Source organism: Bradyrhizobium sp. USDA 327, from assembly GCF_041262065.1.
GTDB lineage: Bacteria > Pseudomonadota > Alphaproteobacteria > Rhizobiales > Xanthobacteraceae > Bradyrhizobium > Bradyrhizobium liaoningense.
In genome coordinates this window covers 5,707,842-5,725,552 of record NZ_JBGCCW010000001.1, presented here as the reverse complement: position 1 = coordinate 5,725,552, position 17,711 = coordinate 5,707,842, and the positions used below count along the sequence as shown (strand labels likewise).

The 17,711-nt window shown below is 64.1% G+C and carries 16 protein-coding genes and 1 pseudogene; 16 read left to right on the top strand and 1 reads right to left on the bottom strand.

Features of this window, described 5'->3' with window-relative positions; genetic code table 11:
• Positions 1-76: 76 nt before the first annotated feature.
• From ABIA42_RS26985 to ABIA42_RS26955, 7 genes and pseudogenes are all read left to right on the top strand, one after another.
• The gene (locus ABIA42_RS26985) at positions 77-991 is read left to right on the top strand and encodes a methyltransferase (protein ID WP_370119413.1); all 915 of its coding nucleotides are present in this window, start codon (positions 77-79) and stop codon (positions 989-991) included.
• A 2-nt stretch (positions 992-993) separates the two neighbouring features.
• On the top strand, positions 994-1,608 hold the full coding sequence (locus tag ABIA42_RS26980) for an SDR family NAD(P)-dependent oxidoreductase (protein WP_370119416.1): 615 nt from the start codon (positions 994-996) through the stop codon (positions 1,606-1,608).
• 219 nt (positions 1,609-1,827) lie between these two features.
• The gene (locus ABIA42_RS26975; protein WP_370119419.1) at positions 1,828-3,876 is read left to right on the top strand and encodes an elongation factor G; all 2,049 of its coding nucleotides are present in this window, start codon (positions 1,828-1,830) and stop codon (positions 3,874-3,876) included.
• Positions 3,877-4,175: 299 nt separating this feature from the next.
• A pseudogene (locus tag ABIA42_RS26970) lies at positions 4,176-4,449 on the top strand (helix-turn-helix domain-containing protein).
• A gap of 93 nt (positions 4,450-4,542) precedes the next feature.
• A complete protein-coding gene (locus tag ABIA42_RS26965) occupies positions 4,543-6,285 on the top strand; it encodes a SulP family inorganic anion transporter (RefSeq protein WP_271532100.1) in 1,743 nt (580 codons plus the stop codon).
• A 117-nt stretch (positions 6,286-6,402) separates the two neighbouring features.
• Positions 6,403-7,242, top strand: a complete 840-nt coding sequence (locus ABIA42_RS26960) for a shikimate dehydrogenase (protein WP_271532102.1) — start codon at positions 6,403-6,405, stop codon at positions 7,240-7,242.
• A 58-nt stretch (positions 7,243-7,300) separates the two neighbouring features.
• Positions 7,301-7,927: a hypothetical protein gene (locus ABIA42_RS26955; protein ID WP_165935879.1), complete on the top strand. Its 627-nt coding sequence runs from the start codon at positions 7,301-7,303 to the stop codon at positions 7,925-7,927.
• A gap of 112 nt (positions 7,928-8,039) precedes the next feature.
• Here the strand turns inward: ABIA42_RS26955 and ABIA42_RS26950 are convergent, their stop codons facing one another.
• Positions 8,040-9,176, bottom strand: a complete 1,137-nt coding sequence (locus ABIA42_RS26950; protein ID WP_271532105.1) for an alpha-hydroxy acid oxidase — start codon at positions 9,174-9,176, stop codon at positions 8,040-8,042.
• A gap of 114 nt (positions 9,177-9,290) precedes the next feature.
• On the opposite strand from ABIA42_RS26950, the gene ABIA42_RS26945 reads away from it, so the two are divergent.
• The 9 genes from ABIA42_RS26945 to ABIA42_RS26905 all read left to right on the top strand — a co-directional run bounded on the left by ABIA42_RS26945 (position 9,291) and on the right by ABIA42_RS26905 (position 17,517).
• Positions 9,291-9,458 carry a hypothetical protein gene (locus ABIA42_RS26945; protein WP_162832046.1) on the top strand — a complete coding sequence of 56 codons (168 nt, stop codon included), beginning with the start codon at positions 9,291-9,293 and terminating at the stop codon, positions 9,456-9,458.
• A gap of 222 nt (positions 9,459-9,680) precedes the next feature.
• Entirely contained in the window at positions 9,681-11,024 is a 1,344-nt protein-coding gene (glmM, locus tag ABIA42_RS26940; protein ID WP_028180072.1) for a phosphoglucosamine mutase, read from the top strand.
• A 283-nt stretch (positions 11,025-11,307) separates the two neighbouring features.
• A complete protein-coding gene (locus ABIA42_RS26935; RefSeq protein ID WP_370119428.1) occupies positions 11,308-12,558 on the top strand; it encodes an MFS transporter in 1,251 nt (416 codons plus the stop codon).
• 227 nt (positions 12,559-12,785) lie between these two features.
• Complete coding sequence (locus tag ABIA42_RS26930; RefSeq protein ID WP_271532109.1) at positions 12,786-13,616, top strand: outer membrane protein; 831 nt, start codon at positions 12,786-12,788, stop codon at positions 13,614-13,616.
• Positions 13,617-13,783: 167 nt separating this feature from the next.
• Positions 13,784-14,665 carry an outer membrane protein gene (locus tag ABIA42_RS26925; RefSeq protein ID WP_370119432.1) on the top strand — a complete coding sequence of 294 codons (882 nt, stop codon included), beginning with the start codon at positions 13,784-13,786 and terminating at the stop codon, positions 14,663-14,665.
• A gap of 69 nt (positions 14,666-14,734) precedes the next feature.
• On the top strand, positions 14,735-15,325 hold the full coding sequence (locus ABIA42_RS26920; RefSeq protein WP_370119434.1) for a glutathione S-transferase family protein: 591 nt from the start codon (positions 14,735-14,737) through the stop codon (positions 15,323-15,325).
• Between the two features lie 17 nt (positions 15,326-15,342).
• Positions 15,343-15,807 (top strand): GNAT family N-acetyltransferase, encoded by a 465-nt coding sequence (locus ABIA42_RS26915; protein ID WP_131869240.1) that lies wholly within the window; start codon positions 15,343-15,345, stop codon positions 15,805-15,807.
• Positions 15,808-16,073: 266 nt separating this feature from the next.
• Positions 16,074-16,265, top strand: coding sequence for a hypothetical protein (locus ABIA42_RS26910; RefSeq protein WP_239621322.1), 192 nt, complete (start codon positions 16,074-16,076; stop codon positions 16,263-16,265).
• Between the two features lie 79 nt (positions 16,266-16,344).
• Complete coding sequence (locus ABIA42_RS26905; RefSeq protein WP_370119439.1) at positions 16,345-17,517, top strand: phosphoserine transaminase; 1,173 nt, start codon at positions 16,345-16,347, stop codon at positions 17,515-17,517.
• Positions 17,518-17,711 lie beyond the last annotated feature (194 nt).

Genomic DNA, 17,711 nt, shown 5'->3' with positions numbered 1-17,711 from the left:
ACCGAAGTTCCTGCTCAACTTGTACGCGACGGGATTCTGGTGATACTTTGCGATCCACAGGACAACCGAGGCCAATTTGTTGAATAATCTGCAAAAATGGACTGCCATCTGCGACAAAATGCGGGAGGATTACCCGGTTCTCGCGACACCCTTTCTTACCGCGGAAAAAAGGTTCGGGCCGCGTTGGGTCGACGAAGCCGTGCCGGCCATTGAGGGGATGTATGGTGAAATCGGTACCCCCTTATCGGATCGGCTGATGGACGCTCTGGGTTGCTACGCGGAGTTTGCAAATGATTCCATGCGCCACCAGGTCATGTTCGAACGAAGCGGAAAATATCGCGCTTCCAACTATGAAGAGGTGCGTGCAGCGCTCTATGACAATGCCGACCACATGACTCGAAACTATCTGCCGGGTCTGTGGTTCTCGCACTACGTCTGGCCTCAACATTACTTCACGCTGATTGGATTCACGACTTGCGTTTTGCCGCGGATCGAGGATGCCGGGGTGTTCTTCGAAGTCGGCGTCGGCTGCGGCATGTATTCCAAGATCACCTTGGACAACAAGCCGAACATGCGGGGTATTGGCTTCGACATCAGCCAGCATTCGCTTGACTACACCGGTCAGGTAATGAAATCGTTCGGCTACGGACCTCGATACAAGCTGGAAAATCGCGACATCCGCCACGGCTATGACGTCAAGGCGGATTTCCTGATTTGCCAAGAAGTCCTTGAGCACCTGGAAAATCCCCACGAGTTCTGCCGCTGGCTATTCGACATGATCCGTCCGGGCGGCCAGGCTTTCATCACTGCGGCGCTCAATGCCGGCCATTCCGACCACATCTTCCTCATTCGTCACCCGGTCGAGGTCGAGAAGATGCTTGCCGACGCGGGTTTCCACATCGCACGCATCCAGGAAGAAAGCGCTCCGGGTTTCAAGCCGCGCAATCTGACGCCCAGTCTGGCTGGTTTCCTCTGTGCAAAGCCGCTTTGAGAATGGCCAATCTTGCGATCATCACGGGCACGGGCAGGGGACTCGGAAAGGCCCTCAAGCAGGAATTCGAGCGAATCGGGTGGCTGGTGGCGGAATTGAATCGGCCCGCGTTCGATCTCTCCGCGATGGACGTCGAAAAGTTGGATATCACGTTCAGGTCGTTGCGTTCGGAAAATCCAGATCGTGCGGTGTTCGTCAACAACGCAGCGACGCAGGCGATAGCTGCGGCGGCATCGTTTGACGCGACCGAGATTTCGCTCGAGATCACCGTCAATGTGACTTCGCCAATCATCGCAATCACGACATTCCTGCGCAATTTCCCGAATGGCGAGATCGCTAATGTGACATCTGGAGCGGCGACCAAGCCGATACCGCATTGGTCCCTCTATTGCGCGGCGAAGGCCGCGCTCGAAGGCTATGTCCGTGCGGTGGAGACGGAAGGGCGGCGGGTGTTCAATCTCAATCCGGGTGTTATCGACACGGACATGCAAGCCAATATCCGCGGTGCCGAATTTCCCGGCGTGCAGGACTTCATCGCCTTAAAGAAGGAGGGGAGGTTGCGATCGTCGGAGGCTGTCGCGAGAAATCTGGTCTGGATGATTGACCGGGCCGAATGAGGCGGCTGACGCGCCGGCTTAAAGGAACCAGGGCTGCATCAGCTCGCTTTCGATGCCGACTAACGGGGCGCTGTCCTTGTCGATCGCGATGAGGGAGATGAATCAGGCCTGACGACGCACCGCAGCGACGTTTGATGCTTGCCAAATCTCGGGGACGGGCAGAGCATTGGCGTTTGCCGACCCAATCACGGGCCGAGCTCCACACCAAGGAGGCGGCGAATGGGACAAGACGTCAGAAGTCCCCGAGGTCCACGGTGCATCGCGCTGGTGGGCCCTTTCCAAAGCGGTAAAACCACACTTCTCGAAGCAATCCTGGCGCGAACGGGTGCAATCCCGCGCGCCGGCAGCGTCGATGCCGGAACTTCCGTCGGCGACGCCACGCCGGAGGCCCGTCATCACAAGATGACCGTCGGTCTGACTGCCGCGACCACGAGCTTCATGGGCGACAGCTACACCTTTCTCGATTGTCCCGGTTCCGTCGAGTTTGCCCACGACATGCGCGCCGCGCTTCCCGCGGTCGACGCCGCCATCGTGGTCTGTGAGGCCGACGAGAAGAAGCTGCCGCAGCTTCAGATCATCCTGCGCGAGCTGGAGGAGCTGAAGGTCCCGCGTTTCCTGTTCCTGAACAAGATCGACCGCGCCAGCCAGCGCATCCGCGAGACGCTCGCAATGCTGCAGCCCGCCTCGCGCGTGCCGCTGGTGCTGCGCCAGATCCCGATCTGGAAGGACGAGTTGATCGAGGGCTTCGTCGATCTCGCGCTGGAACGCGCCTTCATCTATCGCGAGCACAAGGCCTCCGAGGTGATCGCGCTCGAAGGCGGCGATCTCGATCGCGAGAAGGAAGCCCGCTTCTCGATGCTGGAGAAGCTCGCCGATCACGACGACGCGCTGATGGAGCAACTGCTCGAGGACATCCAGCCGCCGCGCGATGCCGTGTTCGACGATCTCGCCCGCGAACTGCGCGAAGGGGTGATCTGCCCGGTGCTGCTGGGTTCGGCTGCGCGCGAGAACGGCGTGCTGCGCCTGATGAAGGCGCTGCGCCACGAGGCGCCCGGCATCGCGGAGACGGCGAAACGTCTCGGCGTTCCCGAGACCAGGGACGCGCTCGGCTACGTCTTCAAGACACTGCATTCGCAGCATGGCGGAAAGCTGTCGCTGACGCGACTGCTTGCCGGCCATCTCGACGACGGAGCGACGCTGCAATCCGCCTCCGGGGGCTTGGGGCGCATCTCCGGCATCCTCGCCGTCAACGGCGCCTACGACACCAAGCGTGCCTCGGCCGAAGCCGGCGACACGGTGGCGCTCGCCAAGCTCGATGCGATCAGGACTGGCGACACGGTGTCGAACGGCAAGACGCCGCCCGCGGCCTTGATCACGATCGAGCCGACGCCGCCGGTGCTCGCGATCTCGATCGCGGCCGTCGATCGCAAGGACGACGTCAAGCTCGGCCAGTCGATGGCGCGGCTGCATGAGGAGGATCCGTCACTCGTCGTCGTGCAGAACGCCAAGACCCATGACACCGTGCTGTGGGGGCAGGGCGAGATGCACCTGCGCGTGGCCGGCGAGCGGCTGCGCGATCGCTTCGGCGTCAAGGTCACCTCGCATCCGCCCGGGATCGGCTACCAGGAAACCATCCGCAAGCCGATCACCCAGCGCGGGCGGCACAAGAAGCAGTCAGGCGGCCACGGTCAGTTCGGCGACGTCGTGCTCGACATCAGGCCGCTGCCGCGCGGCGACGGCTTCAGGTTCGGCGAGAAGGTCGTGGGCGGCGCGGTGCCGCGCAACTACATCCCGGCGGTGGAGGAAGGCGTCGTCGACGGATTGGCGCGCGGCCCGCTCGGCTTCCCCGTCACCGACGTGGAGGTGACACTGACCGACGGCTCCTATCATAGCGTCGACTCGTCCGATCTCGCCTTCCGTACGGCCGCGCGGGTCGGGTTGAACGAAGGCCTGCCGCAATGCCAGCCGGTCTTGCTGGAGCCGATCCACATGGTCGAGATCGTCTGCCCGACCGACGCCACTGCCAAGATCAACGCGATCCTGTCGGCGCGGCGCGGCCAGATTCTCGGCTTCGACACCCGCGAGGGCTGGAGCGGCTGGGACTGCGTCCGCGCCATGATGCCCGAAGCCGAAATCGGGGAACTGATCGTCGAGCTGCGCTCGGCCACAGCCGGCGCCGGCAGCTTCACCCGCCAGTTCGACCACATGGCCGAGGTCACCGGCCGCGCCGCCGACCAGATCATCGCCGCGCATCAGCACGCGGCGTGATTTGGAAGGGAGGCACCCCTCTCTCTCACCCTCTCCCGCCCTGGTTGTTCAGACCGGGGAGAGGGTGGAAAGGCTGTATCCAGGAGGGTGGCGTTCCATCCGGCCCAACCGCCTCCTTTCGTCATTGCTGCGAGCGAAGCAACCCGGACTGTCTCAGACGAGCCGGCCTCGATTGCTTTGTCGCAAGAGCTCCTCGCGATGGCGGCGCAGACAGCCTTGCATTTGAGCAATAATGATGTATTATACATCATTGTATATGTTCTAAGCATCATATATAAGCTCTGATATGTGAGGCCAAGGTGATCACGTCATTCCAGATGCGGGCAGCCCGCGCGCTGCTCGGCATTGACCAGAAAACCTTGGCCGAGCTCGCCGGCGTTTCGCTGCCGACCATCCAGCGGATGGAGGCCAGCACCGCGCAATGTTCGTGGCGTGGTCGAAACCCTGATCAAGGTGGTCGAGGCGTTCGACCGGGCCGGCGTCGAGCTGATCGGCGAGCAGGCCCGCAGCGACGGCGGCGGGCGTGGCGTTCGCCTGAAGGGGCCGGGGCAGCCGCGCCGCGTCGGAGCATGATCGCGCGTTGATCGTGCCCGGGATTAGGATGGGCTAGCGCATCGTCGCACCTCGGGAGCGAGGGTGCGCACGATGCTTTGGAGCATTGTGGGCATGAGCATCACGAGCGATCAAGCAAGCCGGCTGCACCAGCTGCGTCAGCCGACCTTCGCCGAACTGTATTTGCCAAAACTCGTCACCGTCTGGCGCGAAGGCTACGGCCTCGCGGATTTCCGTGCCGACGTCTTCGCCGGCCTGACGGTTGCGATCGTCGCGCTGCCGCTGTCGATGGCGATCGCGATCGCCTCGGGTGTGACGCCGGACCGCGGTCTCTATACCGCCGTCGTCGGCGGCTTCATCGCCTCCCTGCTCGGCGGCAGCCGGTTCCAGATCGGCGGACCGGCCGGCGCGTTCATCGTTTTGGTCGCAGCGACCGCGGAGCGTCAGGGCGTCGATGGCGTCATCCTCGCCACCATGATGGCGGGCCTGTTCTTGATCGCCGCAGGGCTGTTGCGGGTCGGCACCTATATCAAGTTCATTCCCTATCCGGTGACGGTCGGCTTCACCGCCGGCATTGCCGTGATCATCTTCGCCAGCCAGCTCCGCGATCTCTCAGGCATCACGCTCGCAGGAAAAGAGCCCAGCGAGTTCGTGCCGAAGCTCATGGCGCTCGCCGGCGGCCTCAACACCATCAATCCGTCCGCCGTCGCTGTCGCCATCGTCAGCATCGCCATCATCGCCGGCTTGCGCCGCTGGCGGCCGTCCTGGCCCGGCATTCTGATCGCGGTCGTGTTTGCGGCGGTTGCTGCTGCGGTTCTGTCGCTCCCGGTCGAGACCATCGGCTCGCGCTTCGGCGGTATTCCGCGCGAATTGCCCTCGCCCGCGCTGCCGGCGTTCTCGCTGGAGAAGGCAAGAGCGGTGCTGCCGGATGCGATCGCCTTCGCGCTGCTGGCCGCCATCGAATCACTGCTGTCGGCGGTGGTCGCCGACGGCATGACCGGCCGCCGTCATCGCTCCAATTGCGAGCTGGTGGCGCAGGGAGCGGCCAATGTCGGCTCGGCGCTGTTCGGCGGCATCTGCGTCACCGGCCTGATCGCGCGCACCGCCACCAACATCCGCGCCGGCGCGCGCGGACCGCTGGCGGGGATGCTGCATTCGGTGTTCCTGCTGCTGTTCATGCTGATCGCGGCGCCGCTGGCGAGCTACATTCCGCTGGCCGCGCTCGCCTCCGTGCTGGTCGTGGTGGCCTGGACCATGGCGGAGAAGCACGAATTCGCCACGCTCCTGCGTTCGTCATGGGGCGATGCCGTCGTGCTGCTCGCGACCTTCCTGCTCACGGTCTTCCGCGATCTCACCGAGGGCATCCTGGTCGGCTTCGCGCTCGGCGCGGTGCTGTTCATCCATCGCATGGCGGAGATGACCGGCATCGAGGAACGCACGCCGCTGGTGGCGGCCGATCGCCCCGACGACGGCAATGGCGATCGCGTTCCTTACGATTCCGCCCTTGCGGTCGACCGCGACGTGCTGGTCTACCGCATCAGCGGTGCGTTCTTCTTCGGCGCGGCCTCGGCGATCGGCGGCGTGCTCGACGGCATCGCCGACAGGCGCAAGGCCTTCGTGGTCGATTTCGCCGCGGTGCCGTTCCTGGATTCGACCGCGGCCAACGTGCTCGGCCGCGTCGCCGCCAAGGCGCACCGCCAGGGCATCAAACTGTTCATCACGGGGGCCTCGCCCACGGTCCGCCGCGCGCTGCTCACCCATGGCGTGACGCCGCCGCGCGCGCGCTATCGCACGAGCCTCGAGCGCGCCATCGCCGACATCAAGGGCCGGGCCGCCGACGAGGCTGCTGCGAGCTGACGGCGCTGTTATCCCGCCGGCCGATCTGACCGACCCTGCCGCGGCCTCGCGGGCCGGCGTCTTGACAGGGCCTGCGGGACGCGAAATGGATCGCCTCCCACACTTCCCGAGGGACGGATGACCCTGACCAAGGCTCCCGCAGCCTGTCTGATCGGATGGCCGGCCGCGCATTCGCGCTCGCCGCTGATCCACCACTACTGGCTGCGCACGCTCGGCATTGAAGGCGGCTACGTCATCGAGGCGGTGCCGCCCGAGAATCTGCGCGATTTCGTGCTGCGGCTGTCGCTCCGCGGCTTCGTCGGGGCCAACGTCACTATCCCGCACAAGGAAAGCGTGCTGGCGCTGTCGACGCCTGACGCCCGCGCAACGGCGGTGGGCGCTGCGAACACGCTGTGGTTTGCCGACGGCGAGCTGCGTTCGACCAACACCGATGTCGAAGGTTTCATCAACAATCTCGACGCCAGCGCGCCCGGCTGGGGCGCGGCCGAGGAGGCGCTGGTGCTGGGCGCCGGAGGCTCCGCGCGTGCGGTCGTGTTCGGCCTGCTGGAACGCGGCATCAAATGCGTGCATGTCGCCAATCGCACCGTCGCGCGGGCCGAGACGCTGGCAAGGCAGTTCGGGCCGAACGTGCGTCCGCTGCCGTGGGATGCGATCAACGACGTGCTGCCGCGCGTAAAACTTCTCGTGAACACGACCTCGCTCGGCATGCATGGCCAGCCTTCGCTCGATGTTGATGTCGCGCGCCTGCCGCAAACGGCCGTCGTTGCCGACATCGTCTATGTTCCTCTGGTGACGCCGCTGCTGGCCGCAGCAACGGCGCGCGGCCTGAAGACCGCCGACGGGCTCGGCATGCTGCTGCATCAGGCGGTGCGCGGCTTCGAGCTGTGGTTCGGCCGCCGGCCCGAGGTCACGGCCGAGCTGCGCGCATTGGTCGAGGCCGATCTCACAAAGACTTGAGAGAATAGCGCGCGGTCTTCCGGAGTTCTCTATCCCGTGGGGGCAATCGGAGACCGTCATGTCTGTTCAACGTGCAACTTTCACACGTCCGCTGATCGCCGTCGCGATGGTGGCCGTCTCAACTTACTGCGCCTTTGCCCAGAGGGCGCCGGTGCCGACGCGCGTGCGCGGCACGATCGAGAGCGTCAATGGCGACACCATGCAGGTCAAGTCGCGCAGCGGTGAGGACGTCAAGCTTCATATCGCCTCCGACGTGAACGTGTCGGGGATCACCAGGATTTCACTCGCCGACATCAAGCCGGGTTCGTTCATCGGTGCGACCACCGTGCCGGGACCGGACGGCAGCCAGAACGCGGTCGAGGTTCACGTGTTCCCGGAGAGCATGCGCGGCACCGGCGAGGGCTCCCGGCCCTGGGACCTCAAGCCGAACTCCAGCATGACCAATGCGACGGTGGCCGAAAGCGTCGTCGGCAATGACGGTCACACGCTGCTGGTCAAGTACAAGGACGGCGAGAAGAAGGTGTTCGTCGCCGACAACACGCCGGTGGTGACCTTCGTGCCGAGCGACAAATCCGAGTTGAAGCCGGGTGCGAAGGTCATCGCCTTCATGAAGCAATTGCCCGACGGCTCGTTCGAGACCAATCGCGTCAGCGTCGGCCGCGACGGCCTGGCGCCGCCGATGTGACACGAAGTGTCGTTCCGGGGCGCGCAGGGCGCGAACTATGGTGCGCACTCGCGCACCTGAGAATGTCGAGGTTCCGGGTCTGGTCCTTCGGACCATCCCGGAACGGCGAGTGTTAGACTGCGATGATATGATCGTCGATCTCGTCGATCCGGTTGACGCCGCACAGGCCCATGGTCGTGAGCAGCTCCTTCTGGATGATGTCGATCGCCTTGGCGACGCCAGCCTGGCCGCCGGCACCCAGGCCATAGGCATAGGCGCGGCCGATCATGCAGGATTTTGCGCCGAGCGCGAGCGCGCGCATCACGTCCTGGCCGGAGCGGATGCCGCCGTCGAACATGATCTCCATCTTGTCACCGACTGTGTCGACGATTTCGGGCAGGACCTCGATCGAGGACGGTGCACCGTCGAGCTGACGGCCGCCATGGTTGGAGACCACGATCGCCTGCGCGCCGGTTTTTGCGGCGAGCTCGGCGTCCTCGACGTCGAGAATGCCCTTCAGGACCAGCTTGCCCGGCCAGATCGAGCGGATCCAGTCGATGTCGTTCCAGTTCAGCGAGGTGTCGAACTGCGAGTTGATCCAGGTCGACAGCGAGGTGATGTCGTCACTGACCTTCAGATGCCCCGCGAGATTGCCGAAGGTGCGGCGCTTGCCCTGGAGCACGCCCGACACCCAGGCCGGCTTGGTGGCGAAATCGATCAGCTTCGACAGCGACCATTCCGGCGGCACCGTCATGCCGTTCTTGATGTCCTGGTGGCGCTGTCCGATCACTTGGAGATCGACGGTCAGCACCAGCGCCGAGCATTTCGCCGCGATCGCGCGCTCGATCAGCGCCTTGATGAAGCCGCGGTCCTTCATCACGTAGAGCTGGAACCAGAACGGCTTCTCGACATTGGCGGCGATGTCCTCGATCGAGCAGATCGACATCGTGGACTGCGTGAACGGGATGCCGGCGGCCTGCGCGGCGCGGCAGGCGTGGATCTCGCCATCGCCGTGCTGCATGCCGAGCAGGCCGACGGGCGCGAGCATCAGCGGCATGGTCGAGGGTTCGCCCAAAATCGTGGTCGAGGTGTCGCGCTTGGAGACGTCGACCAGGATGCGCTGGCGGAATTTGATCGCCTGCATGTCCTCGCGGTTGGCGCGCAGCGTTTCCTCCGCATAGGACCCGCGGTCGCAATAATCGAAGAACGCCTTCGGCACGCGGCGCTGATGCAGCGCGCGAAGATCGTCGATACAGGTGATGTGCTTCATGTCTTTTCCCCGGCCCGTCTTACTTGGAAGTCTTGCATCGGAAGATTTCGGGGTCATCTAGCATGGTTGGATGCATAGCCAAATCGTTTGCAGAACGTTTTGCAGGAGGGCGCGATGACGAGGCCGCACGCTGGACCTTCGCCGGAAGAGATCAAGGAGAAGCGCGATCTCGAGGAGGCGCTGGAAGAGGGGTTGGAAGAGACCTTTCCGGGCTCCGATCCCGTCAATGTCACCCAGCCGGCGCCGAGCCGCGAGGACGGCCATGTGAAGCGCACCCGGTAGGGGCGGGTTCCGTCTCGGCGGCGTGTTCCGGTCGGAAATATAGTGTTAACAAGATCTTACTGAGCCGGTGCCCGCTCGGTTCCGTAATGATTCATCATATTTTTTGAAGCCAAGTTAGCCACGATAGCATTATAAGATCCCAGCAAATCAGGGATGCGGGGCCCTTTCGGGCACCCCGTGGTTCTAGAGGGGATCCCCTGGTTGTTGCCTTTGGGGGACGATATGAGCCGCAAATATTTCGGGACGGACGGGATTCGGGGCCGCGCCAACGGACTGATCACGCCGGAGCTCGCGCTCAAGGTCGGCCAGGCCGCAGGCCTTGCGTTTCAGCGCGGTGACCACCGCCACAGGGTCGTGATCGGCAAGGACACCCGTCTGTCCGGCTACATGATCGAATACGCGATGGTTGCAGGCTTCACCTCGGTGGGCATGGACGTGCTGCTGGTCGGCCCGATGCCGACGCCGGCGGTCGCGATGCTGACCAAGTCGATGCGCGCCGATCTCGGCGTGATGATCTCGGCCTCGCACAATCTGTTCGAGGACAACGGCATCAAGCTGTTCGGCCCGCAGGGCTTCAAGCTTTCCGACGACGTCGAGAAGCAGATCGAGCAGCTGCTCGACGAATCTCTCGACAGGAGGCTGGCACAAAGTGCGAGCCTGGGCCGCGCCCGCCGTATCGACGGCGTGCACGACCGCTACATCGAATTCGCCAAGCGCACGCTGCCGCGCGACCTGTCGCTCGATGGCCTGCGCGTCGTGATCGATTGCGCCAACGGTGCCGCCTACAAGGTGGTGCCGGAAGCGCTGTGGGAGCTGGGCGCCGACGTGGTGGCGATCGGCGTCGAGCCCGACGGCTTCAACATCAACAAGGAATGCGGCTCGACCTCGCCCGAAGCGCTGTCGAAGAAAGTGCGCGAGATGCGCGCCGATATCGGCATCGCGCTGGACGGCGACGCCGATCGCGTCATCCTGGTCGACGAGCGCGGCCACATCGTCGACGGCGACCAGCTGCTCGCGGTGATCGCGCAGAGCTGGAAAGAGGACGGACGCCTGTCGCGCCCGGGCATCGTCGCCACCGTGATGTCCAATCTCGGCCTGGAGCGCTTCCTGAAAGGGCAGGGGCTCGATCTCGTGCGTACGCCGGTCGGCGATCGCTACGTGCTCGAGCAGATGCTGAACGGCGGCTACAATCTCGGCGGCGAGCAATCCGGTCACATCATCCTCTCCGACTACGCCACCACCGGCGACGGTTTCGTGGCTGCCTTGCAGGTGCTGGCCGTGGTGCAGAAGCTGCGCCGGCCGGTCTCGGAAGTCTGCCACCGATTCGACCCGCTGCCGCAGATCCTCAAGAACGTCCGTCACAAGGGCGGCAAGCCGCTCGACGATTCCGACGTCAAATCGGCGATCTCCGACGGCGAGATGCGCCTCAACGGCCACGGCCGTCTGCTGATCCGTTCTTCCGGCACCGAGCCCGTGATCCGCGTCATGGGCGAGGGCGAGGACCGCATCCTGGTCGAGGACGTCGTCGACACCATCGTCCTGGCGCTCGGCCAGGCCGCGGCGTGATGTTTTTCTTACCCTCCCCTGGAGGGGGAGGGTCGATCGCGCGAAGCGCGAGCGGGGTGGGGTGATCTCTCCACTCGGGCACTGTGGGATGCGGAGAGACCGTCACCCCACCCCGTCTCATGTCTCGCTTCGCTCAACATGAGCCGACCCTCCCCCTCCAGGGGAGGGTAAGCGACGAGAACACCCACGCATCCCAGCCATCGACGATTGACGGTGGTTCGACCGCCGCTTGCATCGTAACTAGCCGATGCGGCGGTTCGCCGCGCCCGCCGGGACCGCTCCATTGAACAAGCCTGTCGTCGTCTCCGAGGAAACGCTGACCGAGCCCGTCGTCGTCAGCGACGTGTCGCCCGCCGCCGCCAGAGCGGCAGGGCCGGCTTACATCGTGCTCGCCGGCATCAGCTTCTCGCACTTCCTCAACGACACCATGCAGTCGTTGATCGCCTCGGTCTATCCGATCCTGAAGGACACCTACGCGCTCGACTTCGCGCAGATCGGCATGATCACCCTGGCCTTTCAATTCACGGCCTCGCTGCTCCAGCCGGTGGTCGGGCACTACACCGACAAGAAGGCACAGCCCTATTCGCTGGCGATCGGCATGGCCTCGACCTTCTTCGGCCTGCTGCTGCTCAGCGCCGCGCATCAATATCTCGTCATCCTCGTCGCTGCGGCGCTGGTCGGCCTCGGCTCGGCGGTGTTTCACCCCGAGTCGGCGCGCATCGCGCGACTCGCGTCCGGCGGCCGCTACGGTTTCGCGCAGTCGGTGTTCCAACTCGGCGGCAGTTTCGGCACCTCGATGGGGCCGGTGCTCGCCGCGCTGATCGTGGTGCCGTTCGGTCAGGGCAGCATCGCCTGGTTCTCCTCGATCGCGTTCCTCGCGATCCTCGTCCTCTGGCGCATCGGCCGCTGGTATGCGCCGCAGATCAAGGCGAAGAAGACGGCCACGGTTCAGGCCCATTCCGACGCGCCGAGCTCGCGCCGCGTCGCAGTGGCGCTGGCCGTGCTCGTCGCGCTGTTGTTCTCGAAACAGCTCTACGTCTCGAGCCTGTCGAGCTACTACATCTTCTACCTGATCGATCGTTTCGGCGTGTCGACGCAGGCAGCCCAGATCTATCTCTTCCTCTTCCTCGCCGCGAACGCCGTGGGTGCGTTTGTCGGCGGTCCGTTAGGGGATCGCTTCGGCCGCAAGATCGTGATCTGGATCTCGATCCTGGGCGCGCTGCCGTTCACGCTGGCGCTGCCCTATGCCGGGCTCGTTGCCAGCGCCGTGCTCAGCGTCGTCATCGGCCTGATCATCTCCTCGACGACCTCGTCGATCATCGTGTTCGCGCAGGAGCTGGTGCCGCACCGTTTCGGCATGATCTCCGGCGTGTTCTTCGGCGTCGCGTTCGGGATCGGCGGTCTCGGGGCCGCCGTGCTGGGCAAGCTCGCCGACCACACCTCGATCGAGTTCGTCTACCAGGTCTGCGCCTATCTGCCGGCGATCGGGCTGCTCGCGGTGTTCCTGCCCAAGCTGCCGCGGCACGCCCGTTAACGCATTCTCACTCGCTGCATTGCAGCTTCATACATCGTTAGGAAATGCGGCGCGCCCCGCGCTGCATTTCTGCAACGCTGCCGCCGCATCGGCGTGTGCGGTGAGAAAAAATCAACCTTAAAAATTAGGGTTAAGTGGCGCTTAAACATTTGCTGCCATCGTCCGGGTCGTGAGTTTCCAGAACGTGGGGCGCCCGTCTTTGCCTCACCGGCCAAAAGGACGAAGCAATGCGTAGCGTTAAGTCTCTGCTTGCCGCAAGTGCGGCAACCCTGATCTCGTCGATGGCGTTCGCCGCCGATATGCCGATCGCCGCGCCCCCTCCCATGTACGCGCCGCCGGCCCCGCCCGCCGACTTCGGCGGCTGGTATCTGCGTGGCGACATCGGCATGACCAACCAGCGCGCCAAGAGCATCGACGCCGCCTTGCCGGCTGGGTATCAGAAGACGACGGAGGGGTTCGGCTTCGACTCGTCGCCGCTGTTCGGTCTCGGCGTCGGCTATCGCTTCAACAACTGGTTTCGTGCGGACGTGATCGGCCAGTACCGGGGCAAGGCCACTCTGCATGGTGCTGATAACGTCATCGGGCCAGGCTTCGTCGGCTCCAACAACTACAGCGGCAGCAAGTCCGAGTGGGTCGTCATGGCCAACGCCTACGTCGACCTCGGCACCTGGTGGTGCATCACGCCGTTCATTGGCGCCGGTGTTGGCGGCGCCTACAACAAGATTAGCGGCTTCCGCGACGACGGCGTTTCGTACAGCCCGGGGCTCAATAACAGCGTCGCTTACTTCGCCGATAGCGGCAAGTGGAACTTCGCCTGGGCCGCTCACGCCGGTCTCGCCTACAAGGTCAACCCCGGCTTCACGGTCGAACTGGCCTACAGCTACATGAACCTCGGCGACGCCGCGCCCGGCAACTACCGCCTGTTCGACAACAGTGCCTCCGGCCCGACCTCGATCAAGATCAAGGACATCACCTCGCACGACATCAAGCTCGGCGTGCGCTGGGATCTCAACAGCCCGCCGGCCTATATGCCGCCGCCGCTCGTCACCAAGGGCTGATCGTCAGCCTCATCGCTTAACGTCTCTTAACGGCGCGGGATCATCCCGCGCCGTTTTGCTTTGCGTATTTCTCACGGCTCGCACTGACGAAATTGCCTACCGCAACCATTGGTTAAGGTTAACGAGCCATGATCACGGGCGAAAGTTCGAGTCGATGGAGCGTTGCGATGCGTGGGCTTTTGTTGGGGGCGGCGATGTTGGGGACGGTGTCTGCCGCGCACGCGGCCGACATGCCGGATCTGCCCGTCCTGCGCGGCGGCTTCACCGACGGCCTGTCGAAGACGACCCGCAACTGGGATGGCGCCTATATCGGCGGCAACGCCGGCTACACGACCGACGCGACCGATTTCAGCCAGAGCGTGGTCGGCCTGACCAACTACATCTTCCGCGACAGCGTCCTGCAGCAACCGACCGCGAACTGGTCGCTCCTGAACAAAGCCAACACGCAAGGCGTCAATTTCGGCGGCTTCATCGGCCGCAACTGGCAATGGTACGATGCCATTCTCGGTCTTGAAGGCACCTACAGCTACTTCGACAATCTCTACACGCAGACCAGCGGCTACAACTCGCTCGTTATCACCAACCCGCCCGGGGATAACCCGCCCGAGGGCACGACCAACAATTACAACGTGACCTTGACCGGCACCGCGGCGGCGAAGGTCAAGGACATGATTTCGCTCCGTGGCCGCGTAGGCTGGGATGGCGGCGATTTCATGCCGTATGCCTTCTTCGGCGCCGCGGTTGGCCGAATGGACGTCTCCCGCACGGTGACGAGCGACGTGACGCTCACGCAGGTCGTATCGACAACGGTCGGCGGCGTTACGACGACCACGAGCAATACGTATGCTGTTCCGGCGCAGTCGCAGACTCAGAGCCAGCACAGGACCAACACTTTCGCTGTCGGTTGGACCGCGGGCCTCGGGCTCGAATATTGCATTTGGGACGGGTTGTTCGCGCGCGTGGAATACGAGTATGTGAGATTCTCGCCCGTCATGAACACGCAGGTCACGCTGAACAACGCGCGCGTCGGGCTCGGCTACAAGTTCTGAGCTGTCCGCCTCCTGTTGACAGATTCCCTCTGTCCTGATGCTCTGTCGCCCGAAGACGGGGCGGCAGCGATGAAGATCTACGGCGACGGCAATTCCGGAAACTGTCTGAAGGTGAAGTGGGTCTGCGACAAGCTCGCAGTGCCCTACCAGTGGATCGAGATCGACACGCGCAAGGGCGAGACGCGTACGCCGCAATTCCTCAGGATGAACGGCGCCGGCCAGGTGCCGACCGTTGAATTCGACGACGGCCGCACGCTCGCACAGTCCAACGCCATCATCCGCTATCTCGCCCGCGACAGTACGCTCATTCCGCGCGACGCCTTTACGGCGGCCAAGATGGACGAATGGCTGTTCTGGGAGCAGTACAGCCACGAGCCCTATATCGCGGTATGCCGCTTCCTCCTCGTCTACTTGGGCAAGGACGCATCCGAGCTCGATCCCGGGAAGGTCAAGCGCGGCTATGCGGCGCTCGACCGCATGGAGCAGCATCTCTCCGGCAGCCGCTTCTTCGCCGGCGATGAGGTTTCGCTCGCCGACGTGTCGCTGCTCGCCTATACGCGTGTCGCGCATGAAGGTGGTTTCGATCTCGGTCGCCATGCGTCCGTCCGTCGCTGGATCGGCGAAGTCGAAGCGTTTCTCGGCCTTGCGCCAGCGCGCTGAGTCCGGAGTTGTCTGACATGAATGCTGAAGCCGTTTCCATCCGTCCCGCGCGCCGCGAGGACGTCGCTGCGATCGTGGCGATGCTCGCCGACGATCATCTCGGCCGCGCGCGGGAGCGCGTGGAGGATCCTTTGCCCGCCTCCTATTACGACGCATTCGCGCGGGTCGAGCGCGATCCGAATCTCACGCTCGTCGTTGCCGAGAGCGCGGGCAGGGTGGTCGGCTGCCTGCAACTCGCGATCCTGCCGGGCCTGAGTTCCCAAGGCGGCGTGCGCGGCCTGCTCGAGGACGTCCGCGTTGCTTCCGATTGTCGCAGCCGCGGCATCGGCGAGCAATTGGTGCAATGGGCGGTCGCGGAAGCGAAGGCGCGCAACTGCAATCTCGTCGAACTGCTGACGCATCAGACGCGCGTCGACGCGCAGCGCTTCTACAAGCGCCTCGGATTTGCCGCGAGCCATGTGGGCATGACTGTCCGCTTTTGAGGTAGCGGAAGCGGAGCGAAGTGGATACCGGTTCGCATAAAGAGAATGCGTCAATACAAGAAGCCAGAGTCCCGGTGCGATTGTATCGGAATGGGGCTCTGGCCGCGAGCCTTGCACGATCAGCAAATTCGGATCGCGCATTCGTTCATCTTAATGGGCGGTAAACTACCCGTCCGTCGTTCACGTTGAATCGGGAACGAACGGTGCTACGGCAGCTTCTGGCACCGAGCTCGGTCGGTTCGGGGATTTCGATGACAAGCTATTCAATGATCAAGGTCGGCAACGACTACGTTGTGCAGGCCCATGACAAGTGCATTTTGAAGGTCGGCAGCCGCCGCAGGGCCGCGCAATTGATCAGCGATGCCACGGACTTGCTGAATGCGCTCGCCGTCGTCCAATCCCCGGAGATCGCACCCGAGGCGCCATCACTCGCACGTGAGGCCCCGGAACTTCCTTGACTGGTCTTCCCGATTCCCGTATCAGCCGCGGCGGGACACCTCCCCCCAACGGGAGGCTTACTATCTGGAAGGGTAGATCATGACTGTAGCGAAGCCCGCTTCGCGGCCGACCGTGCCGCATTTCTCCTCCGGTCCCTGCGCCAAGCGCCCCGGCTGGAACGCCCAAAATCTCAAGGACGCAGCGCTCGGCCGTTCGCATCGCGCGAAGATCGGCAAGGCCAAGCTCAAGCTCGCCATCGACCTGACGCGCGAGGTGCTCGAGGTCCCCGCCGATTACCGCATCGGCATCGTGCCGGCCTCCGATACCGGCGCGGTCGAGATGGCGCTGTGGTCATTGCTCGGTGCGCGCCCCGTCACCACGCTCGCCTGGGAGTCCTTCGGCGAGGGCTGGGTCAGCGACATCGTCAAGGAATTGAAGCTCAAGGACGTCACCAAGCTGAACGCGGCTTACGGTGAGATTCCCGATCTGTCGAAGGTCGATCCCAAGAGCGACGTCGTCTTCACCTGGAACGGCACCACCTCGGGCGTGCGCGTGCCGAACGCCGACTGGATCAGCGCGACCCGCGAAGGCCTGACCATTTGCGACGCGACGTCCGCCGCATTCGCGCAAGCTCTTGATTGGCCGAAGCTCGACGTCGTCACCTTCTCCTGGCAGAAGGCGCTCGGTGGCGAGGCCGCGCATGGCATGTTGATCCTGTCGCCCCGCGCGGTGGAGCGGCTCGAGACCTACAAGCCGGCCTGGCCGCTGCCGAAGATCTTCCGCATGACCAAGGGCGGCAAGATCAACGAAGGCATCTTCGTCGGCGAGACCATCAACACGCCGTCGATGCTCTGCGTCGAGGATTATCTCGACGCGCTGAACTGGGCCAAGTCGATCGGCGGCCTCAAGGCGCTGATCGCGCGTGCGGACGCCAACACCAAGGTGCTCGCCGACTGGAAGGCGAAGACACCCTGGATCGACTTCCTCGCCAGGGATGCTTCGATCCGCTCCAACACCTCGGTGTGCCTCAAGTTCACTGATCCCGCGATCACTTCGCTTTCGGCGGACGCGCAGGCCGACTTCTGCAAGAAGCTGGTCGCGCTGGTCGAGAAGGAAGGCGCCGGCTTCGACTTCGCCTATTACCGCGATGCGCCGGCCGGCCTGCGCATCTGGTGCGGCGCCACCGTCGAGGCCAGGGACGTCGAGCTGCTGACGCAGTGGATCGACTGGGCCTTCGCCGAGACCAAGGCCGCTCTGCCCAAGGCAGCGTGAGTTTTCTTCGCCTCTCCCCGTTCTGACGGGGAGAGGCCGGGTCGCGCAGCGATCCGGGTGAGGGGCTCTCTCCACGAGCACTTCGCCTGTGGCTGCTCCTCATCCCAACCCTCTCCCCGTAAGGACGGGGAGAGGGAGAGCAAAAAGCTTCCGGTCACTCACGCATTTCCGGCCCTCGGGCCGATCCTCCCTCA